27 protein-coding genes are annotated in these 17,483 nt (G+C 27.0%); 19 read left to right on the forward strand and 8 right to left on the reverse strand.

Features of this window, described 5'->3' with window-relative positions; genetic code table 11:
* Positions 1 to 43 precede the first annotated feature (43 nt).
* Positions 44 to 439 (forward strand): acyl-CoA thioesterase, encoded by a 396-nt coding sequence (locus ACULEV_RS07705; protein ID WP_445458531.1) that lies wholly within the window; start codon positions 44 to 46, stop codon positions 437 to 439.
* Here ACULEV_RS07705 and ACULEV_RS07710 read toward each other — a convergent pair.
* From ACULEV_RS07710 to ACULEV_RS07725, 4 genes are all read right to left on the reverse strand, one after another.
* Positions 436 to 1,674 carry a mechanosensitive ion channel family protein gene (locus ACULEV_RS07710; protein WP_445458089.1) on the reverse strand — a complete coding sequence of 413 codons (1,239 nt, stop codon included), beginning with the start codon at positions 1,672 to 1,674 and terminating at the stop codon, positions 436 to 438. The genes ACULEV_RS07705 and ACULEV_RS07710 overlap by 4 nt on opposite strands.
* A gap of 9 nt (positions 1,675 to 1,683) precedes the next feature.
* A complete protein-coding gene (locus tag ACULEV_RS07715; RefSeq protein WP_445458090.1) occupies positions 1,684 to 1,953 on the reverse strand; it encodes a DUF3817 domain-containing protein in 270 nt (89 codons plus the stop codon).
* The gene (locus ACULEV_RS07720; RefSeq protein ID WP_445458091.1) at positions 1,950 to 2,558 is read right to left on the reverse strand and encodes a YqaA family protein; all 609 of its coding nucleotides are present in this window, start codon (positions 2,556 to 2,558) and stop codon (positions 1,950 to 1,952) included. The genes ACULEV_RS07715 and ACULEV_RS07720 overlap by 4 nt, the downstream gene beginning before the upstream one ends.
* A gap of 113 nt (positions 2,559 to 2,671) precedes the next feature.
* Positions 2,672 to 3,037 carry a hypothetical protein gene (locus ACULEV_RS07725; protein WP_445458092.1) on the reverse strand — a complete coding sequence of 122 codons (366 nt, stop codon included), beginning with the start codon at positions 3,035 to 3,037 and terminating at the stop codon, positions 2,672 to 2,674.
* Positions 3,038 to 3,227: 190 nt separating this feature from the next.
* Between ACULEV_RS07725 and ACULEV_RS07730 the strand changes: the two genes are divergently transcribed.
* The 14 genes from ACULEV_RS07730 (at position 3,228) to ACULEV_RS07795 (ending at position 10,603) form a co-directional block, all read left to right on the forward strand.
* Positions 3,228 to 4,175, forward strand: coding sequence for a T9SS type A sorting domain-containing protein (locus tag ACULEV_RS07730; RefSeq protein WP_445458093.1), 948 nt, complete (start codon positions 3,228 to 3,230; stop codon positions 4,173 to 4,175).
* Positions 4,176 to 4,294: 119 nt separating this feature from the next.
* Positions 4,295 to 4,657: a hypothetical protein gene (locus ACULEV_RS07735; protein ID WP_445458094.1), complete on the forward strand. Its 363-nt coding sequence runs from the start codon at positions 4,295 to 4,297 to the stop codon at positions 4,655 to 4,657.
* Positions 4,644 to 4,877 carry a hypothetical protein gene (locus tag ACULEV_RS07740; protein WP_445458095.1) on the forward strand — a complete coding sequence of 78 codons (234 nt, stop codon included), beginning with the start codon at positions 4,644 to 4,646 and terminating at the stop codon, positions 4,875 to 4,877. The genes ACULEV_RS07735 and ACULEV_RS07740 overlap by 14 nt, the downstream gene beginning before the upstream one ends.
* Positions 4,864 to 5,109 (forward strand): hypothetical protein, encoded by a 246-nt coding sequence (locus tag ACULEV_RS07745; RefSeq protein WP_445458096.1) that lies wholly within the window; start codon positions 4,864 to 4,866, stop codon positions 5,107 to 5,109. The genes ACULEV_RS07740 and ACULEV_RS07745 overlap by 14 nt, the downstream gene beginning before the upstream one ends.
* Positions 5,109 to 5,303 (forward strand): hypothetical protein, encoded by a 195-nt coding sequence (locus ACULEV_RS07750; RefSeq protein WP_445458097.1) that lies wholly within the window; start codon positions 5,109 to 5,111, stop codon positions 5,301 to 5,303. Before ACULEV_RS07745 ends, ACULEV_RS07750 begins: the two co-directional genes overlap by 1 nt.
* A 2-nt stretch (positions 5,304 to 5,305) precedes the next feature.
* Positions 5,306 to 5,491: a hypothetical protein gene (locus ACULEV_RS07755; protein ID WP_445458098.1), complete on the forward strand. Its 186-nt coding sequence runs from the start codon at positions 5,306 to 5,308 to the stop codon at positions 5,489 to 5,491.
* On the forward strand, positions 5,478 to 5,678 hold the full coding sequence (locus ACULEV_RS07760) for a hypothetical protein (RefSeq protein WP_445458099.1): 201 nt from the start codon (positions 5,478 to 5,480) through the stop codon (positions 5,676 to 5,678). Before ACULEV_RS07755 ends, ACULEV_RS07760 begins: the two co-directional genes overlap by 14 nt.
* Entirely contained in the window at positions 5,678 to 7,678 is a 2,001-nt protein-coding gene (locus ACULEV_RS07765; protein WP_445458100.1) for a hypothetical protein, read from the forward strand. Before ACULEV_RS07760 ends, ACULEV_RS07765 begins: the two co-directional genes overlap by 1 nt.
* An 89-nt stretch (positions 7,679 to 7,767) precedes the next feature.
* Entirely contained in the window at positions 7,768 to 7,929 is a 162-nt protein-coding gene (locus ACULEV_RS07770; RefSeq protein WP_445458101.1) for a hypothetical protein, read from the forward strand.
* A 26-nt stretch (positions 7,930 to 7,955) separates the two neighbouring features.
* Positions 7,956 to 8,798, forward strand: a complete 843-nt coding sequence (locus tag ACULEV_RS07775; RefSeq protein ID WP_445458102.1) for a hypothetical protein — start codon at positions 7,956 to 7,958, stop codon at positions 8,796 to 8,798.
* Between the two features lie 12 nt (positions 8,799 to 8,810).
* Positions 8,811 to 9,614: a hypothetical protein gene (locus tag ACULEV_RS07780; protein ID WP_445458103.1), complete on the forward strand. Its 804-nt coding sequence runs from the start codon at positions 8,811 to 8,813 to the stop codon at positions 9,612 to 9,614.
* 16 nt (positions 9,615 to 9,630) lie between these two features.
* Entirely contained in the window at positions 9,631 to 9,921 is a 291-nt protein-coding gene (locus ACULEV_RS07785) for a hypothetical protein (protein WP_445458104.1), read from the forward strand.
* Positions 9,922 to 9,926: 5 nt separating this feature from the next.
* The gene (locus ACULEV_RS07790) at positions 9,927 to 10,160 is read left to right on the forward strand and encodes a hypothetical protein (RefSeq protein WP_445458105.1); all 234 of its coding nucleotides are present in this window, start codon (positions 9,927 to 9,929) and stop codon (positions 10,158 to 10,160) included.
* Positions 10,161 to 10,189: 29 nt separating this feature from the next.
* On the forward strand, positions 10,190 to 10,603 hold the full coding sequence (locus ACULEV_RS07795) for a hypothetical protein (protein WP_445458106.1): 414 nt from the start codon (positions 10,190 to 10,192) through the stop codon (positions 10,601 to 10,603).
* Between the two features lies 1 nt (position 10,604).
* On the opposite strand, the gene ACULEV_RS07800 is transcribed toward ACULEV_RS07795, so the two are convergent.
* A complete protein-coding gene (locus tag ACULEV_RS07800) occupies positions 10,605 to 11,114 on the reverse strand; it encodes a hypothetical protein (RefSeq protein ID WP_445458107.1) in 510 nt (169 codons plus the stop codon).
* 101 nt (positions 11,115 to 11,215) lie between these two features.
* Between ACULEV_RS07800 and ACULEV_RS07805 the strand changes: the two genes are divergently transcribed.
* The 4 genes from ACULEV_RS07805 to ACULEV_RS07820 all read left to right on the forward strand — a co-directional run bounded on the left by ACULEV_RS07805 (position 11,216) and on the right by ACULEV_RS07820 (position 12,875).
* Positions 11,216 to 11,776, forward strand: coding sequence for a lysozyme (locus ACULEV_RS07805; protein ID WP_445458108.1), 561 nt, complete (start codon positions 11,216 to 11,218; stop codon positions 11,774 to 11,776).
* Positions 11,777 to 11,934: 158 nt separating this feature from the next.
* The gene (locus ACULEV_RS07810) at positions 11,935 to 12,168 is read left to right on the forward strand and encodes a hypothetical protein (RefSeq protein WP_445458109.1); all 234 of its coding nucleotides are present in this window, start codon (positions 11,935 to 11,937) and stop codon (positions 12,166 to 12,168) included.
* Positions 12,169 to 12,172: 4 nt separating this feature from the next.
* Complete coding sequence (locus ACULEV_RS07815; RefSeq protein WP_445458110.1) at positions 12,173 to 12,586, forward strand: hypothetical protein; 414 nt, start codon at positions 12,173 to 12,175, stop codon at positions 12,584 to 12,586.
* A gap of 1 nt (position 12,587) precedes the next feature.
* Positions 12,588 to 12,875 (forward strand): hypothetical protein, encoded by a 288-nt coding sequence (locus ACULEV_RS07820; RefSeq protein WP_445458111.1) that lies wholly within the window; start codon positions 12,588 to 12,590, stop codon positions 12,873 to 12,875.
* 19 nt (positions 12,876 to 12,894) lie between these two features.
* Here ACULEV_RS07820 and ACULEV_RS07825 read toward each other — a convergent pair whose 3' ends face one another.
* From ACULEV_RS07825 to ACULEV_RS07835, 3 genes are all read right to left on the reverse strand, one after another.
* On the reverse strand, positions 12,895 to 13,098 hold the full coding sequence (locus ACULEV_RS07825; RefSeq protein ID WP_445458112.1) for a hypothetical protein: 204 nt from the start codon (positions 13,096 to 13,098) through the stop codon (positions 12,895 to 12,897).
* A gap of 1,054 nt (positions 13,099 to 14,152) precedes the next feature.
* On the reverse strand, positions 14,153 to 16,300 hold the full coding sequence (locus ACULEV_RS07830) for a T9SS type A sorting domain-containing protein (protein ID WP_445458113.1): 2,148 nt from the start codon (positions 16,298 to 16,300) through the stop codon (positions 14,153 to 14,155).
* A 293-nt stretch (positions 16,301 to 16,593) separates the two neighbouring features.
* Complete coding sequence (locus ACULEV_RS07835) at positions 16,594 to 17,481, reverse strand: alpha/beta hydrolase (RefSeq protein ID WP_445458114.1); 888 nt, start codon at positions 17,479 to 17,481, stop codon at positions 16,594 to 16,596.
* Positions 17,482 to 17,483: the final 2 nt, after the last annotated feature.

The following is a 17,483-nucleotide window of genomic DNA, read 5'->3' on the forward strand; positions in this document are numbered from 1 at the left end:
TGTACTATTTTTGTTACACAAAATTTCTATTTTATATAATATGATGAGATTTAATACAAGAAAGTGGGTAAAACCAGAAGATTTAAACCCTAATGAAACTTTATTTGGAGGAAGATTATTAGCATGGATAGATGAAGAGGCAGCGCTATATACAATAATTCAGTTAGAAAATACTAGAGTAGTTACTAAGCATATGACTGAAATTAATTTTATGGGTTCTGCTAAGCAAGGTGATATTATTGAATTAGGAATTGAAGTAATAAAATTTGGAACAACATCTCTTACTTTAAAATGCAAAGCAAGGAATAAAATGACTCAAGAAACTATTCTTACAGTAGATTCTATAACTATGGTGAATTTAGATGAATTTGGAAGACCAAAACCTCATGGAAAAACTAAAGTAGAATTTGTTGATGAACGATTAAAAAAAAGAATCTAATCTACAGTTATATTATTATCCAATTCATACAATTCTAAATTGAAATAAGAAACTGAAGCTAATATGTGGTCAAAAATATCTGCCATAATATGTTCATAATTTTCCCAAGTTTTGTCTTTAGAAAAACAATATATTTCAACAGGAATTCCTTTTTCAGTAGGCTGTAAATGCCTTACCATAAGCATCATATTTTTATTTATACCAGAATGGTTTTTTATGTATTCTTCAACATACTTTCTAAATAAGCCAAGGTTAGTGAGATTTCTACCATTTAAAATAAGTGATTTATCAATCAAATTATTCATATTATACTTTTGAATATCAGATTGCCTATGATCTATATATGCAGAAATATTTTGAATTTTTTTATAATAGTCTAATTCACTATCATCTATAAACTTAACTGATTTTGTTTTAATTAATACAAATCTTTTTATCCTTCTACCGTCTGAGTTTTGCATGCCTCTCCAGTTCTTGAAACTATCTGAAATTAAACTATATGTTGGAATAGTAGTTGTTGTATTATCAAAATTTCTAACTTTTACTGTAGCTAAGTTAATTTCTATTACATCTCCATCAGCACCAAACTTATCCATAGTAATCCAATCACCAATTCTAACCATGTCATTTACAGAAACAGATATACTAGCCACAAAACCAAGTATTGTATCTCTAAAAATTAATATTATTACAGCTGAAACTGATCCTAATGTAGTTATAAAGGCCATCTTTCCAATGCTAAAAAGAACGGATATAAAAGAGATTACACCAAATATCCATAACATTATCATAATAACCTGAATATAACTATCTATAGGTTTATCACTATATCGAGGTTTGTTTTTTAGATAATCTTTTAAGGCATTAAAAACACTTCTTATAATCCAAAGTGTTAAGATTATAATATATATTTTGATACTTTTTTCAAAAAAAACTTCCCAATATGAGAAATCTTTAAGAGTAATGGGAACTGTTTTGTAAATAAAAATTAATGGAACTAAATGTGCTATATATTTGGCGGTTTTATTAGCAACTAAAAAATCATCAAAGGTTGATTTTGTCTTAGCAGCTACAATCGCAAGAATAATAATTAATACCTTTTTAAAAATATAGTCCAGTAAATAAGCTACAATAATTAAAACTAAAATATTGATAATTAAATTAGTATATATAGCAAAACTTTCACTACAATCTAAATTTTTAAGAATTTTATAAGCCCAATTAAATAGCACCATTAACAATGATTATAAATATTTTTTTTCAATATAAAAAGTACCAAATGGAACAATTGAAGCTAAACAAATTATACCAAATTTTTTCATATCCCATTTTTGCTCTATTTTTAGAAGAATAGCCAAAGCAATGTAAAGGATAAAAAGTAATCCATGAGCCATACCAATATGTTTAACAAACATTGGATTACCAAATAGGTATTTCATAGGCATTGCAAAAAACAATAAAGCTAAAAGTGAAATTCCTTCAATCAAAGCAATAATTTTAAAAAATTTTATCATGATAAAGCAGAATAAATAACGTAACCATAAATTACAAAACGAAACACTCTAAGCGATGCAAAGAGGAAAAAATGTTTTTGTGGAAATTTAATCATTCCAGCTGCTAAGCAAGCAATAGCAAATGGCAATGGCAATAATGCTCCAACTGCGATTAAAAAACCGCCCCATTTTTGCATATTTTTTATGTGCTTAGTCATTTTTCCTTCTAAATAATCATTTATTTTAGGTATTAAAAGAAGTGTTCTTCCTTTATAATAAGAAATAACACCACCTAGATATGACAAGCATGCTAATATAGATAGATAGAGTAGAGGAGATTCCGTATTTTTTGTCCATGCAATAAAAATATCTGGAGGCAATAATCCTAAAATACTTTCTGATACTAAGAACAATGAAAATATAGAGATATCACTAAAATTTTGTGTAACATAATATAGCATTTCATCAATACTCATTACACGATAATTTATATAAAGTAATACACCAATAACTACTACAAGTGGAAGAAAGGCTTTTTTAGAATTTTCCCATATAAAGGAATAAAAGCCAGTATACTTATAGTATTGATGAAGAAGTCTTACTCTAGATTTTTTTTGCTTGGACATATAAAAAAAGATTTAGGACTGCAAATTTACTAAGAATTTTGAGGTTTTTTGTTAAAGTATAGATAAAAAAAAGAGGCTTTTTTTAGCCTCCTTAAAATAATTATGTTTTTTATCTAAAATGCTATAAAAGCTTTATTATATTCTTTTAAATCTAATAAATTGTTTTTCTTTGATAAATCAAATAGAAGAGATAAGAAATACTCTAAACTTTCAATATCATTTTCTTCAGAAACATTTTGCTCTGTTTCATTTTCTTCATTGATAGGTTCATCATCTGGAATTCCAATTAAGAAAGCTTCATTTTTTTCTAAATGTTCATAAGCAAGACGTAAAGCTTTAGTAACCACAGGATTTTGTTCTTCTAGAGAATATTCTCTAATTTTTTTTAAATCAGAAACAATTGAGTTTAAATCAAACTTATTTTGTAAAATTTCTTTTTGAATTTTCTCAATTAATTTTTGAGCATATTTATTTTCCATAGATGTAATAGTTAAAGGGATGCAAATTTAAGATTTTATTCAGTTTTATACAATTTTTTATGGTTTATTTATTTTTTAATTAAAATCATGTTTTTATTAAAAAGCATTATGAAATAACGTTTTTTCGTATTAAATTATTTTATTTATATACTTTTTTGTATTTTTGATAATTATTTTTATATGTAATTCTATGAGATACTATTACTTATTTATAATTTCAGTATTTTTTCCCACTTTAATTTTTTCTCAAAACACTTATATTCCGGATAATGGTTTTGAACAATTATTAATAGATATATCTATAGATTTTGGACCTTTAGATAATTATGTTCCTACCGCAAATATTGCTGGGCTTGAAGATTTGAATATATTAAGTAATTATAATATAACAGATTTAACAGGTTTACAAGACTTTACATCTATAGAAGCTCTTAACATTATAAATAATCCAATAACAAGTATAGATTTAAGCGGAAATCCTATATTATATGATGTAAATCTTACTAACCTAAATTTAAATAGTATCACTTTTTCAAGTAATTCTATTATTGCTTTTCTAGATTTGTCAAACAATTCTCTTTCAAATATAGATTTAAGTGAGTTACCTAATTTGCAATATTTAAATTTAGAAGGTAACCAAATTACAGATTTAGATTTAAGTTCTAAAACACAACTAACTAGTTTAAATGCAAAAAATAATTTATTAAATACCTTAAATGTAAAAAATGGATTTAATACTAACATTACATCTTTTGATGTAACTAATAATCCTTTATTAACATGTATTGAAGTTGATGATTCTGGTGCAGCAATAGCAGGAACTGGTAATTATTCTAGTTGGTTAAAAGATAACACATCAAATTATTCTGAAAATTGTAATCCTTTAAGTGTACCTGACAATTACCTTAATTCCATGATTATAATTTATCCAAATCCTGTTGAAAATGGAGAAATTCTTAAATTTAGTAATTTAAATGAAGATTTCGTTTTAACAATTTATGATTTTACTGGAAAATTAATTGACAAAAAAGTTATTACAGATAATCAATATAAAATAGTAAATCTTTCTAGAGGTGTTTATTTTTATAACTTGCAAATAGATTCTGACACTTTTAGAAATAAGTTTATAGTTAACTAATTAGCGAATATAAGATTAAACAAGCCTCTAATTAATTTAGAGGTTTTAAATGTATATTTTTTGAACTATAATATACAGTATGTAATTTAGTTTCTACGTTATTCATAATTTAATAAATTATGAATAAAGACAAGAAAAAAGCAATTCTTTATGCTCAAAACAAAAAAGATTTTGAGCTTTTCCTTTCCAAGATGCGAAAAACTAAATCTAGAGATTTAGCACACTTAACTCGCAAAATTTCTCCTTTTATTAAAACCTCTCGATTAGGCAATTATTTGACCTTACGATTTAAGTATTCTAGCAATTCTATTTTGTTGATCCCAAATTTCGACCCTGATTTTAACAAATTAATGTCTTTTATTATTAAATGTTCTAAACATCAAAGTATTGATTTTGAGTTAATTGTTTACGTTTCTACTTTTTCTGAATTACTTAGGAAGATTACTTATAGACATAATTTATTTTTCAATGAAGATAACTAGCCAATCACTTTTTTATATAGTTAGTGGCGTTTGTTCGTCTATAACTAGAGTCCATTTTACAATTGTAATTGATAGACTGAATGATATTGATAATCGCTTACATGACGGTAAACTCGAAATTATGGATTTATCACCGCAATTAAGAGAAGCTTATACTTATTATTTGAATTTCATGCAAGAACTTAATTTAAATCAATTTCAAAAGTATGAACGCTCCTAAGAACTTTAGAGAATATGTAAATGAGTGTCGACGCTTATTTATTGATTATCAAGGTTTGAAATACGATTTAGTTTACTTGATAACAAAAGAGGGTTACACAACTGAAACTGCTATACTTGGTGATACAATGGTTATCGCAAAGCAAAAACATGAAAGCTATAGAGATGGTTATTTACAGAAATTTAGATTTCAATCTCAATTTTATAAAGAATTAATTAAGAAGCAATTGTAATGAAAAAACAAAAAAAAATCAAATACGAATATGATAATCAATTAATGATTACAGATGACTTATTGGATAAAGAAGTTAAAGATTGTGTAATTTTTAACTATTGTGAAGTTTGTGAAAGCACTACGGAAGTAATTTTTTCTTCTGCTACCAATTGTAAGCTTTGTAAGAACTGTATTAACCAATTAGTATTTTAAACATGAAAGTTAAAGTAAGAAAACAAATGTATTTCCCTGATAAGTTTAACCCTTATGTTCATGCTTGTTATTGTCCTTTTTATAATTTAGTTTCTAATTATGTTGATTTTGAAGCTGAAAAAATATATAGACAATGTGTCGGAGTTTGGAAACCAAAATTAAAATCAAAATCAAATGAAAAAAAATAAAATTTATAAATTATTGCATGAATTAACTATAGTTCTTTCTATGGTTTTACAAGTTTATCTTTCAGTTTATATGTCTGAAATTAATTATTCAAACGTACCTTTTTCGTTAGCATTAATATTTTTAATCAATATGCTTTTTTTATCTTATTTAATTTCAATTTACGTGTTAAATAGAATGATAAAGTAATGTTAGATACTGTTACATTTTTAATTCATAATGTAAATAAGAAAATACCCGATTTGTCCGCTCCTTCGGGTTATTCTTATTACAATAAGTTTTATAGGCTTTTGTATGAGCGTTTGTTAGATTACGAAAGTAAGTTTGTTATTCGCTCTAAAAAGTTCTTAAATGAGGGTCAAACCGATAATATTGATAATGATGACTATTTTAAACGTAAATCAATTGATAATATAGGTTTTGTTAAACGACAAGGTGGTATTATTGAAAGTTTGAATAAAAAAGAATTTTTCTTTTATCCAGTTCATGGAAATATTACTACTGCTTCAAGTGATTCTACATGTAAATTTTCAATTAATGAAAATTCTGATTCTTTGAAGTTTGAACTTTCTATTCCTAAGTATTTTTACGGTCATAACATAGCTCAATTTGTTCCAAATATCGAAAGTCAAAGGTACCTTAAAAATCCTTTTTTAAGTCGTGAATTTAAGCATCAGGCTAGTTTAGTTATTACTAGATTAACTGAATTTATAGCAACTTTTTTAAATGATTTATCTGAGCTTTTGAATATACATAATATTACTTTGTTAAACTTTGAAGATATTGAAGTATCTAGGCTAGATTTGTGTTATAATCAATTTTTTGAGAGCAAAGCTTTTGCTATTGATTATTTACAAGCTCAAAAGAAAATTTATCATTCTAGAGTTAAGAAAAACACAAAGATTACAAGTGATTATGATTCATCTTTTGCATATAGACATAATACAGACGGGTTTTACTTCAAGATTTATCATAAGGGCGCTGAATTTATAGAAAATGATTCTAAGAAAATTTTAAAGATAAATAAAGATGCTTTACTTAATGAAAACACTCTAAATAAAGCAAATGAGATATATTTAAAATACTTTCCCGTAGTTAAACAAAAAAAGCATTTTTCATTTTTTAGTGAAGACGAAAATAAGAATTATAATTTAAATTCTAATAATGTCCAAGATGAGATAATTCAAAAATATGTTATTTCTATGGAATCAAAGGAAAATCTAAACTTTGTTAAAGAATTAGAAACTGTATTGCCTTTTTCAATGTCTTTTTTGCTAAATGAAGCTGATAAGGTTTTGAGGTACGAAATGAGTTTTACACGAAAATATTTATCTACTCTTTATAAGAATAAAATTTTCAGAAAAGATTGTAAAGATTGGTCTTTTTTGTTAAAGCAACATGCTTTAGTTCAAAGGTATTATAAGTATTTATGTGAAGATAAAATTAAAGCTTCTCAATTTAAAAGAATTAGAAATATAGATTCTACTATGTTGCAAGAACATAAAATTATTGAACGTTCCTTAAGTAAGAAACATGAGTTTTTTCTATTTACTGATTCTAAAATTAAAAATCATGAATCTAAGATTAACTTTTTTGACCACATGAGTTATAGAAAAGATAAACATAAATTTGATTTTATAGAGATTAAAAAGGCAACTTTTTCAAAAGATTTAATGAATTTGATATTTAATAAGTTTAAAGAAGAGATTGATTTTTTTCAAATTAAAGAGGTTGTAAATAATCTTAGTTTAACTGATAGAATAGAGAAGTATAACGAGTTGGCTAAGACTAAAAGTAAACAGTATATTAACGCTTTTGGAGAGGCTAATTATAAAAAACTTACTCATACAGATAAAAGAAAACTTGGTCTTTCTCAACTTCGTTCTATTCGTCTTAAAATAGTTATTGATAAAATGAATCAAGGTATGTCTTTAAATGAAGCTTTGGATTTTCTTAATGTTAAAACTTCTAGTAGGTATGTCTTTATACAGGATTTAGAAAAGTTTGATATCTTTAAAAATTCAGTAAAAACAAAGTATACATTTAGAAATATCAAAACTGATTTTTCTAAGTATTACGAAAACTTTTTAATAGATAGAAATTATGCAAAAAGATTTTTTCATAATTCAAAATTAATTTCTTTTGATGTTCTTAGGCAAACTGCTTTACACACTTCATTTTTTAAATAGTAAAAATAAATGGCGTCATTTTGTAAATTCTTTAAAAGCGGTGTTATAATGCATTATACAAAAATCATTATTTAACAAATTTAAAATTTATGAAGTTATTAAAATCCCCTTGGGTTATGACAATTGGCTTAATCCTATTATCAGTTTTTTTTAGTGCTGAAATTGTAGACAACATTGCAAAGGTATCTCCTGATTTAGCGGCTAAGTTGAAAAGAAAAAGTAATCCTGATTCTGCAACTACAACAAAGTAATTATTAATCAATTAATTTAAAACAAAATGCAAAAATTAACACTTTCTAAAGGAGAGAAAAAGCAATACGAGATTACAAACGAAAATATTTCGGCTTTAAACTTCTTTATTACTTCTGCTGGTGCTGTTATGACAAATCTAACAGATTTTAAAGTTTCAATTTCTTTAAGGAATAATAAAAAAGAAATGGAAAAAATATTTGTCGGAGATTTACTGGACTTGTATAATATTAATACTGCTACAAATCCTGCTTATGAACCAATAGCCAATCCGGGTAACGGTACTTTTTCTTTTCCTTTATTTTTTGGTACTGTAATGAATTTACAAAATGGTCTAACTATTTATTTAGAAATTCAAAACAATTTCTCACAAGTTGAAGCTTGTTTATTAGAAATTGGAACTTATCAAGATATGGGAATTATGACGCATATTCCTATTTTTAATAAATATTATTTAGATGCTACTTTAGCTGTTCATAATTACGCTTTAGGTTCGTTTGTAAAATTCGTGAATATTTGGGGTGGTGGCACTAATGCTGTAAATATAGAACAGTTATTAATAGAATCCGATAAGTTTAAAGGAGAGTATGATAGTCAATCTATTTATTTACAAGGTTTTACGAGAGGAGAGGGGCAATATCCTGTTACTTATATAGACCCTTATACTTTGTTTAAATTTCCTCAATTGTTAAACGATTTGAATTTAAAACTTACTTTAGATACTGCTCAAGCTTCTAGAGTTATGTATGTTACACGCTATGTCATGACTGACAAAATAGTTCAAAATTTTGTTAAACAAACTGAAAAGCATAATCAAATGAATACCGCTATAGTTAAAGAAACTACGGACATTTCTTGTGCTTGTCGTTAAAAAACTATAATTATGATAAATGTTTTATCTGCTACCTCCTTATTAGGAGGTAGCACTTTTACCAATGCTTCTACAGCTGGCGCAAATATTGTCGATACGGCAAACGGTACGGCTAGTTTAGATGTTAATACAATTTTAACCGCTTTAGATGGTTTCGGAATTAATGTTGTATCAGGTTTTTCAAATCTTTTTGCTAACGGAATGGATTTTTCTTGCTGGAACTCTTCTTACAATCCTCAAGAAGCACAAAAAGACATTACCGCTGATATTCCTTTTGCTTTGAAGTGGTCAGGATTTGAAGACAATCCTAATAATGAGACTATTAAAAACTTAATGAAGTTTATTTATTCTTATCGCTCTGATGCTCAAAATGGTCAAAAATTAGTAAAATGTTCCGCTAAAGGTCATAAAATGAGAGAAGAGGCAATTTCTGCTTTTGAAGACCAAATTATGGGCTTAGTTAGAAATAACTTTACTGTAACTACTTTACGTTACGAAAATGGAGAACTTTATATTGCTAGTGGTGTACCTTATAGAAGAGGTCAGCCGTACCGTTGGAAATACGAAAACATGCCTGTTTACGACATAAAACCTATACCAAAAAGCGGTGGCGCAAATACTAATGCTGGGAATGCGAATGTAGGTGCTACAGCTGGGAATACTGGTGTAACTGGTGGTGTTGAAACAACAAATACAAATCCTACTAGTGCGGTTGTAGTTGTTGGAGATACGGAAATACCTATCAAAGTTGATCCAAAAGATAGTAAACCGTCTGGCGGTAGCTGGGGCTGGCTTGCTTTGTTATTTTTAATTTAATTTAATTTCAATTTTTATGAATATTTTTAAAATTTTTAGAAAGCTCTATATAGAGCTTTTTTCTTTTGCTTTTGATGGCGAATATGATTTAGATAGAACTTTCAATACTTTAGAAAATTGGCACGATAGAGCTTTACCCGATTCGGAAAACAAGTTAGAGGCTACTTATGCAAAAGTTTGTAAAAGTCAAGCTTTCTTTTTATTTTCTCCTATCATTTTCCTTTTCTTGAAATTTCAATTCATGAAGTATTCTTCAAGTGAGTATTTACAATCAATTATTAACAAGTCAATAGACAATAACGAATAGAAATTATGACAAATCCATTATCTGCTGTTTTAAACGGTGTTAACAAAAGTGTAGGTACTTTGTTAGGTGGTAAAACAACTACTAAAAAGAGAACAGTTCGTAAACCTACAAAAGCTCAAATGAAAAAATTTGTTTATCCTATGATTAGAAAAGCTAAAAAAACAGCTTATAATCAAGGTAAAACGGCTAGGTCTTATCCGAGGCGTAGACCTATTTTAATTAAACGTAGTCGTTATTAGTTATGGGTATTTTTTTAATCATTTTCGCAATGGTTTTTCTTTTTAAAAAAGGAGAAGACCCAAATACAACTGCTGTTAATGAGACTGCTTCGGGTCAAAATTCCTCTCCTGTAGATATTTTTGAAAATCCTAATACAACAGTTCCTCAAGTAAAAGCTACTTTGACAAAAGCAAAAGCAAATGTCATCGCTCAAGCTCTTTATAATGAAATGGAAGGTCCTAATCCTTTTGATGACGGTAGTGACATTGTAGATATTTTAACGCAATGCAAAAATGAGGCTGATTATGTTTTGGTTCACTCTGAATTTGGAGAGCATTATCCGAGTATTCCCGGTTCTGTTTTAATTGGGAAATTCAATTTAACTTGGTGGCTTAATAGTGGAGAGATTACTAGTGATAAACAATGGAAAAGATTACATAAAATGTTTCCTAACTTTTTTTAATTTATTTTCTAATATTTTTTAAAATTTCTTGAATCACTTTTAAACTGCTTTCTTTCACTTCGTTTTGTTGTAATAATACCGAGCTTTCTAAATTGTTAGTAATTGAATAATCATATAGGTTCATACTTGAAAATAGTATTTCATTATGGTTTAAGTAGATTTTACTATGTAAATCAAAGTTTCTAACTAAAGAAAATCCTACTGATTGTAAAAATTTGTAATCATCGTAGTTTATTTGTTCTCTGAATATTAGTGTTTTGTTTTTTGCTTTGCAATTAACAAAACACTTTTTTAGTTCGTTATTTAATTTAACGTACGGACTTATTAAAACAAGACTTTCATTTGCTTCTGCAATTATTTTAAGTATAACTCTGTATGTATCAATTCTATTAAGTATGTCCATTAAATTAAAAGTTTTCTTTGCTATTTTATTATTTTTCTTAATTCTTTTTCTTATTCCATTTTTAGCAATAACGGTTATTTTAACCAGTCCTTTTATTTGCGTGTACAAATTAAAGAAAAAAAATATTGTCAAAGAATCAAAAAATCAAAATTCATCTAATCTAGGCAATTTCAAAAGCATTATAGACTTTGCCGTTAAAAAATAAAATTATGTCTTTAAAATTATCGCAAAATGGCTTAGACCATATAAAATCGTGGGAATCTTTTCGAGCAACTGCTTATGATGACTTACAACCAAGTGTTAAAATTACAAGTGCTTCACAAGTAAGAGGTACTTTAACAATCGGTTATGGTCACACAAAAACTGCTAAAGTAGGTCAAACGATAACACGTGAACGTGCTAATGAATTATTATTAAAAGATGTAGCTAACGCTGTAGATAGTATTTATAAGTATGTGAAAGTTCCTTTAACTCAAAATCAATTTGATTCTTTAGTGAGTTTTGTTTATAATATTGGAGAACCTCAATTTTCAAAATCCACTTTATTAAAATATCTTAATGCTCAAAGTTACCATAATGTATCTGCTGAATTTGACCGCTGGGTATATTCTAAAGGTAAAAAACTAGAAGGCTTAGTTAATCGTAGAAATTCTGAAAAATCATTATTTCTTAACGGTCTTGGTGTAATGACATATACAACTTTAGGCGCTGCTAAAAGTGCTATGAGTTTATGGTTTTTAATTCCAATAGTAATCTTTATTTTTTGGTAATATGTTTGAAGATTTAACAAAAGTGTATACACTTACTTTAATGTCTTTTTTAACTTTTTTTACTCAAATTAATGATTTTGTTCAGTTTATTATTTTAATCTTAACTTTAGTTTATACAGGCTATAAGCTTGTAAATGAACGTAAAAAATATAAGGCTAATGAGAAGAAATAGGTATAGAAAAAAATATAGAATCGTTAACTTTTGGATAGTTAATGATATTCATAGAGGTACAACTCAATTTTTTTATAAAAATAAGTTAGGAGATACTAGGAATTTAACACAAACTCGTTTTGATGAGGCTTTAAAAAACGCTGATTCAATGGTAAAAACAAGGTGGCAAACACCGCTAGAACGCATTATAAAATATCGTTTAAAATTTTTAATTAATTAACTCAATGAATAAAGCAATAGAATTTATAGGTAAAATTTTTGGTGTTGGGAATCCAATTTCGGATTTATTAAATAAGGTTATTCCTGATAAGTCAAAAAGAGACCATTTCGAACATGAATTAAAAATGAAGCTTTTAGATATTTCACAAAAAGAGTTTGAAGATATGGACAACGCTAGAAAAATGCAAATTGAAGCTTTAAAGCAAAATGATACTTTTTCAAAACGATTTGTTTATTATTTATCTGCTGTTATTTTGTTTAATTCTGTAATGGCTGGTTTTTTAGCCATTTTCTTTGAGTTTCCGCCACTTAACCGTGAATTTGTAAACCAATACTTTAACTTTTCTTTTATCGCTGGTTCAACCCAAGTTATAAGCTTTTATTTCGGTCGTGCCACTAAAGGAAATAATACAATTTAATATGTGTGAATGTCAAAAAACAGATGGTAGGCTATTTTTAGAAGAGTTGCTTTGCTATCATTTTCCAAACAAAGATTTTAATATAATTCCTCGAGTTATTAATGAATTTGAGGGTAGTTATTCAAGTTTCTTTTTTCAAATATCAGGTCAACCAAATATTATAGCACCTCTTTTGTTTAGTGGAGACTTTTCTGGAACTGTAACCTATTCGGGTTATGAGGTAAAATTTACCGTTCCGTTAACTGATGACGAAATAATTATTTTACAATCTTGGTCTCCTCCCGAATAATAAAAAACCCTTGCTAAAATTAGTAAGGGTTTTTTTTATGTTTAAAATTTAAAAGATTGATTTTTTCTTGTAAAATTTCGATTTTCTTTTCTAAGTTAATAACTTTGTCCTCTTCATTTAGAAGCTGTCTTAAAACGGCTGTATTTGTCTTAAGTCCGTTTATATCTTTATATACTTCAAACATTTTAATGAGTTTTTTGTCTCTAATTTTGATTTCAATCATAATTTATTGATTATTATTATTAATTGTCTGACCTGAACGGACAATTTTTGTTTATGTTCGTTTACGCATTCTTTACAAACGTTTGTCTTCTCCAGTAGACAAAATGTTAAGTTTGTATTTAAATATTCAATTTTTTTCATTTTTTCGCCATATCTTTTTCTTTTGCAGATATAACAAGTATGTCTTTTTTTTTTTTTTATAATCTGTACGTTTACAATATAAATAATTAAAAATTTTTGGTTAAGCTTTTTTAAAAGCTTTGAATACTTGAATAAAAAAAAAAAAAAAAAATAGGGCTTGCCCGTCCAAATGATATTTTCTTTTTTTTTTAATTTTTCTTTTTTTTCTTACTTCGTTATCACGTAATTATTTCAAAATTCTGTCTCAAAATTCACGTTTAAATTTAGCTTTTCAAAGTTTTGCCCTGATAAGTGGCAAAGCTTTAGAAAATCTTTTTAAGGCGTTAATTTTTAGCTTTTTTGAAATAATTCGTACTTTTGTAACGAAAAAAAAAATAAATTAAAAATAATTACTTCCGATTAAAACGCAATCTAAAAACAAGGTAGGGGTCGCTAGTAACTACCCCTTACTTCTTTCCGTATTACGTAAAATTTGAAAGCTTAACCTTTCTATTAATCAATACATTAACAAAAAAAAGACTTCTTTGTTAAAATTATGTTAAAAAACACTATTTTGAATCTGTTTTTATATCTTTGATAAAGAAATAATTAACCCGAATAACGTATAAACTTTGAACTATAATATACATTATGTAAAATAGAAATTATAAAGTGTGATTATTTTCATTTATTATTTCCCTCAATTGGTTTAATAAAGCAAATTAATATAAAACTTCTGGTCTATTCTATACTGTTCCTTTTTCAATTTTAAGTTTTAGGAAATTTATTTTTAAATCTATTAACTCTTCGCAATAGTAAATTCTGTATAAATGTTTAAGTAGATTAATGATTAAAATACTTCAAACTTTTAGAATAAAAAATCCGATGCAGTATTACTAACATCGGACTTAAATATTTAGAATAAATTAAGTAAACTAATTTTTCATAAAAGTTTTAGTTTCATTATTATTATCTGATATAAGTTTTATAATATAAGTTCCTTTCGCTAAATTGCTAATATCAATTGTATTGCTATTTGTAACATTGTTTACTTTTAATACCTCTACTCCTAACATATTAATTATTGATATACTCTCATTTTTATTAGTTTTGGATAGATTTATATTTAAGACATTATGAGATGGATTTGGATATATAAGCATATCAAAACCATTATTTTTTATATTTTCATTTGTACTAGCTTCTCTATTTGAAGAATATGTAGTACCAATGTAATATAAATTTGTAGTATCATCTTTTGTTATAGTGTTTGTTCCTGCTGGTAATGAAACTGTAACAATTCCTCCAGATGATGCAGTATGCGAAACATTATTAACCTTTACATCTCCTGTGAATGTACTGTCAAACACTAATGTTAAAGTTGCAGAAGCAGAAGTTGTAAAAGTTATAGATGTACTAGTTTCAATTTTTAATCTTCTAGTTAGTCTTAAACCATTATAAGAAACTAAACCATCATTAGAATTCATATTTCCTGTAATAGTATAAAAGGTACTATTTTTTTCAGAAACTGTGAAATTATGTATCTCGTTTCCTGAACTAGAACCACCACCAGAAGAACTTCCACTTGGTGTTGCAGAAACTGCATTTGAATTAACACTACCATTTGCTTTTATCCAATAATAATAAGTTATACCACTATTTACATTATTATCTGTATAAGATCGAGTTGAAGTACTTACTTGAGCAATTCGTACTCTGCCACTTGGATTTGAATCGGTGTCTCTATAAACTTCTAAACCAGTAACTGTTAGATTGTTTATTGTCCAATTTAAATTTACAAGATTATTTCCAGCACTAGCAGATAATATAATTTCTGAATTTCCAGGAGGTGGTGTTACTGTTCCTCCATATTCAATAGCTCCTAAATCGGGGTTAGAACCATTATAAGTAATTCCAGTTGATGTTACTCCTGCATCAATTAAGTCACTACCAGATTTTGGTTTTAGGAAACCATTAGATGTAGGATTAGCGTTAGATGCTATTGATAGTGTTTCAAAATCTGAACTATTAACTGTAAAACCTCCTGTTGCCCCAACAAATGAGTTTGGTGCTGAAGTATTTCCTCTTATACGGTCATTTGTAGAATTCTCAAAAGACACATTATTTTTGAATATATGACTAGCTCCATCTCTTGTATGCCAATTGTATCCATCATTATCATAAGAAGTGTTATTTGTAAATTCAATAGTACCAGTATTACCATTATCAGTAAATCCATGTTTACCATTTTTATAGGCAATGCAACGACGTACAATATGATTAATTTGATGTGCAGAAGATCCTAATTTATATCCGTTTTTATCTCCTCCTCCTGAAGTACCTCCTGAAGTTAATATTCCATTATTATGAGCAATACATTCTTCTAAAGTAATAATTCCAATTGGTCCTGTATCTGATTTAGTATATAAATCCCATCCATCATCAATATTATGGTGTGCTATACATTTTCTAAAAATGTTTCCAGTTCCCACAGTTAATTTAGCAGCAAATCCATCTGCATCTTCATTGGCACTATCTCTATTGTCATAAGATTCACATCCAATTATTAAATTATTAGTTGGCCATTGACTAATACTAGTAGCCGAACTGCTATATCTGCTTAATTGTAATCCTGTATCATAATTATTTCTAAATATACAATTTTCAATAATATTATTATTTCCTGATAATAACATTCCATTATCACCAGCTCTTTCAATTGTAATACCTTTCCAATACCAATTATCTCCGTCTAAAACAATACCTCTATTAGAATCACTTTCAATATTATTAAAGCGAAGTACTGGTATTTCACTTCCATAAGCATGAACATTAATTTTAGCAGAAGAAGTACCGTTAGTTGTAATCACTATAGGAGAAGACGTAACATTATGTGTTCCACCTCGAAGATAAATATAATCACCTGCTGATGCAACACTAATTGCTTTAGCGAGTGTTTTAAAAGGACTACTCAATGTTCCAGAATTTGAATCATTGCCTGTGGTTGCAACATAATAATTTGTTGCAAATGTTGTTACACTTACTAAACATAAAGTAAGTATCAATAAAAGTTTTTTTTTCATAAGATTAAATGTTTGTTTGTTAAGGTGAATTAATTAGTTTTAAATCCATGAATTCACAAATTAGATTATATTAAAATTCATTTTGAATTCTAACTAATGGTATCAACTTTAAGGAATTTTACTCCTAGGCACTGATTTAATAAAAAAATTAAATTTCATAACTATTATTTTAGGTTAAGCAAATAAATTATTTAGCAATATAATAATATTTAAAAATGTAATCGATTACGAAACATGTGTTATGAAAAAATAATTTGTCCTTAATATAATATTTAAAAAAATAATTTTAAAAACTAATCCAAATAGCTATTAAGTTTAAGCCAATTTTCACAATCTTTTGTCCAAAATTGACTAGTATCTTCTTTACCTAATCCAAAACCATGACCTCCTTTTTCATAAAGATGCAATTCGGAAGTTATATTTTTACTCTTTAGTGCTAAATAATACTTAATACTATTCTCAACTACAACTGATTTATCATCAGTTGCATGAATTAAAAAGGCTTTTGGTGTTAGTGAATCAACTTGTTTTTCATTAGAATATTTTTGGATTGCTTCTTTAGAAGGTGATTTGCCTAATAAATTAACTTTAGATCCTTTATGAGTTATTTCATCATCCATAGAAATAACTGGATAAATTAAAATTGAAAAATTTGGTTTTGCACTTGCAGTATCTTTCACTTTGTAGATTACATCATTATAATGTGTAGCCAATGTTGACGCAAGATGTCCTCCAGCTGAGAATCCCATAATACCAATTTTATTTTTACTAATATTCCATTTTTTTGCATTACGTCTAACATATCTAATAGCTTCTTGTACATCTTGCAAAGAACCAATTTCTTTCTCTTTCATAATTGCATCAGATGGTAATCTGTATTTTAAAACAATAGCAGTAATTCCAAGTTCGTTCAACCATTCAGCAACTTTGTAACCTTCTTTATTGATAGCTAAATGTAGATAACCACCACCAGGACAAATAACTACTGCAGTTCCATTTGGTTTTTTAGGTTTAAAAATAGTAATAGTAGGAATTTTAACTTGGCTCACTTTAACTAAAACTGAATCTTCAAAAACTTTAATCTCTTCATATTCTAAATTTGGAATAGCATTTGGAATTTTACCATTCCAAAGTTCTACTTCAATTGATTGTGCATACAAATTAGTTGTCATTTGTATCATTA

The sequence above is a fragment of the Flavobacterium sp. HNIBRBA15423 genome (assembly GCF_052655965.1).

What these genes read in the sequence shown, in the direction of transcription:
- ACULEV_RS07705 (WP_445458531.1), top strand. Translation starts at nt 44, where the DNA reads ATGAGATTTAATACAAGAAAGTGGGTAAAACCAGAAGATTTAAACCCT.
- ACULEV_RS07710 (WP_445458089.1), bottom strand. Translation starts at nt 1,674, where the DNA reads ATGGTGCTATTTAATTGGGCTTATAAAATTCTTAAAAATTTAGATTGT.
- ACULEV_RS07715 (WP_445458090.1), bottom strand. Translation starts at nt 1,953, where the DNA reads ATGATAAAATTTTTTAAAATTATTGCTTTGATTGAAGGAATTTCACTT.
- ACULEV_RS07720 (WP_445458091.1), bottom strand. Translation starts at nt 2,558, where the DNA reads ATGTCCAAGCAAAAAAAATCTAGAGTAAGACTTCTTCATCAATACTAT.
- ACULEV_RS07725 (WP_445458092.1), bottom strand. Translation starts at nt 3,037, where the DNA reads ATGGAAAATAAATATGCTCAAAAATTAATTGAGAAAATTCAAAAAGAA.
- ACULEV_RS07730 (WP_445458093.1), top strand. Translation starts at nt 3,228, where the DNA reads ATGAGATACTATTACTTATTTATAATTTCAGTATTTTTTCCCACTTTA.
- ACULEV_RS07735 (WP_445458094.1), top strand. Translation starts at nt 4,295, where the DNA reads ATGAATAAAGACAAGAAAAAAGCAATTCTTTATGCTCAAAACAAAAAA.
- ACULEV_RS07740 (WP_445458095.1), top strand. Translation starts at nt 4,644, where the DNA reads ATGAAGATAACTAGCCAATCACTTTTTTATATAGTTAGTGGCGTTTGT.
- ACULEV_RS07745 (WP_445458096.1), top strand. Translation starts at nt 4,864, where the DNA reads ATGAACGCTCCTAAGAACTTTAGAGAATATGTAAATGAGTGTCGACGC.
- ACULEV_RS07750 (WP_445458097.1), top strand. Translation starts at nt 5,109, where the DNA reads ATGAAAAAACAAAAAAAAATCAAATACGAATATGATAATCAATTAATG.
- ACULEV_RS07755 (WP_445458098.1), top strand. Translation starts at nt 5,306, where the DNA reads ATGAAAGTTAAAGTAAGAAAACAAATGTATTTCCCTGATAAGTTTAAC.
- ACULEV_RS07760 (WP_445458099.1), top strand. Translation starts at nt 5,478, where the DNA reads ATGAAAAAAAATAAAATTTATAAATTATTGCATGAATTAACTATAGTT.
- ACULEV_RS07765 (WP_445458100.1), top strand. Translation starts at nt 5,678, where the DNA reads ATGTTAGATACTGTTACATTTTTAATTCATAATGTAAATAAGAAAATA.
- ACULEV_RS07770 (WP_445458101.1), top strand. Translation starts at nt 7,768, where the DNA reads ATGAAGTTATTAAAATCCCCTTGGGTTATGACAATTGGCTTAATCCTA.
- ACULEV_RS07775 (WP_445458102.1), top strand. Translation starts at nt 7,956, where the DNA reads ATGCAAAAATTAACACTTTCTAAAGGAGAGAAAAAGCAATACGAGATT.
- ACULEV_RS07780 (WP_445458103.1), top strand. Translation starts at nt 8,811, where the DNA reads ATGATAAATGTTTTATCTGCTACCTCCTTATTAGGAGGTAGCACTTTT.
- ACULEV_RS07785 (WP_445458104.1), top strand. Translation starts at nt 9,631, where the DNA reads ATGAATATTTTTAAAATTTTTAGAAAGCTCTATATAGAGCTTTTTTCT.
- ACULEV_RS07790 (WP_445458105.1), top strand. Translation starts at nt 9,927, where the DNA reads ATGACAAATCCATTATCTGCTGTTTTAAACGGTGTTAACAAAAGTGTA.
- ACULEV_RS07795 (WP_445458106.1), top strand. Translation starts at nt 10,190, where the DNA reads ATGGTTTTTCTTTTTAAAAAAGGAGAAGACCCAAATACAACTGCTGTT.
- ACULEV_RS07805 (WP_445458108.1), top strand. Translation starts at nt 11,216, where the DNA reads ATGTCTTTAAAATTATCGCAAAATGGCTTAGACCATATAAAATCGTGG.
- ACULEV_RS07810 (WP_445458109.1), top strand. Translation starts at nt 11,935, where the DNA reads ATGAGAAGAAATAGGTATAGAAAAAAATATAGAATCGTTAACTTTTGG.
- ACULEV_RS07815 (WP_445458110.1), top strand. Translation starts at nt 12,173, where the DNA reads ATGAATAAAGCAATAGAATTTATAGGTAAAATTTTTGGTGTTGGGAAT.
- ACULEV_RS07820 (WP_445458111.1), top strand. Translation starts at nt 12,588, where the DNA reads ATGTGTGAATGTCAAAAAACAGATGGTAGGCTATTTTTAGAAGAGTTG.
- ACULEV_RS07825 (WP_445458112.1), bottom strand. Translation starts at nt 13,098, where the DNA reads ATGATTGAAATCAAAATTAGAGACAAAAAACTCATTAAAATGTTTGAA.
- ACULEV_RS07830 (WP_445458113.1), bottom strand. Translation starts at nt 16,300, where the DNA reads ATGAAAAAAAAACTTTTATTGATACTTACTTTATGTTTAGTAAGTGTA.
- ACULEV_RS07835 (WP_445458114.1), bottom strand. Translation starts at nt 17,481, where the DNA reads ATGATACAAATGACAACTAATTTGTATGCACAATCAATTGAAGTAGAA.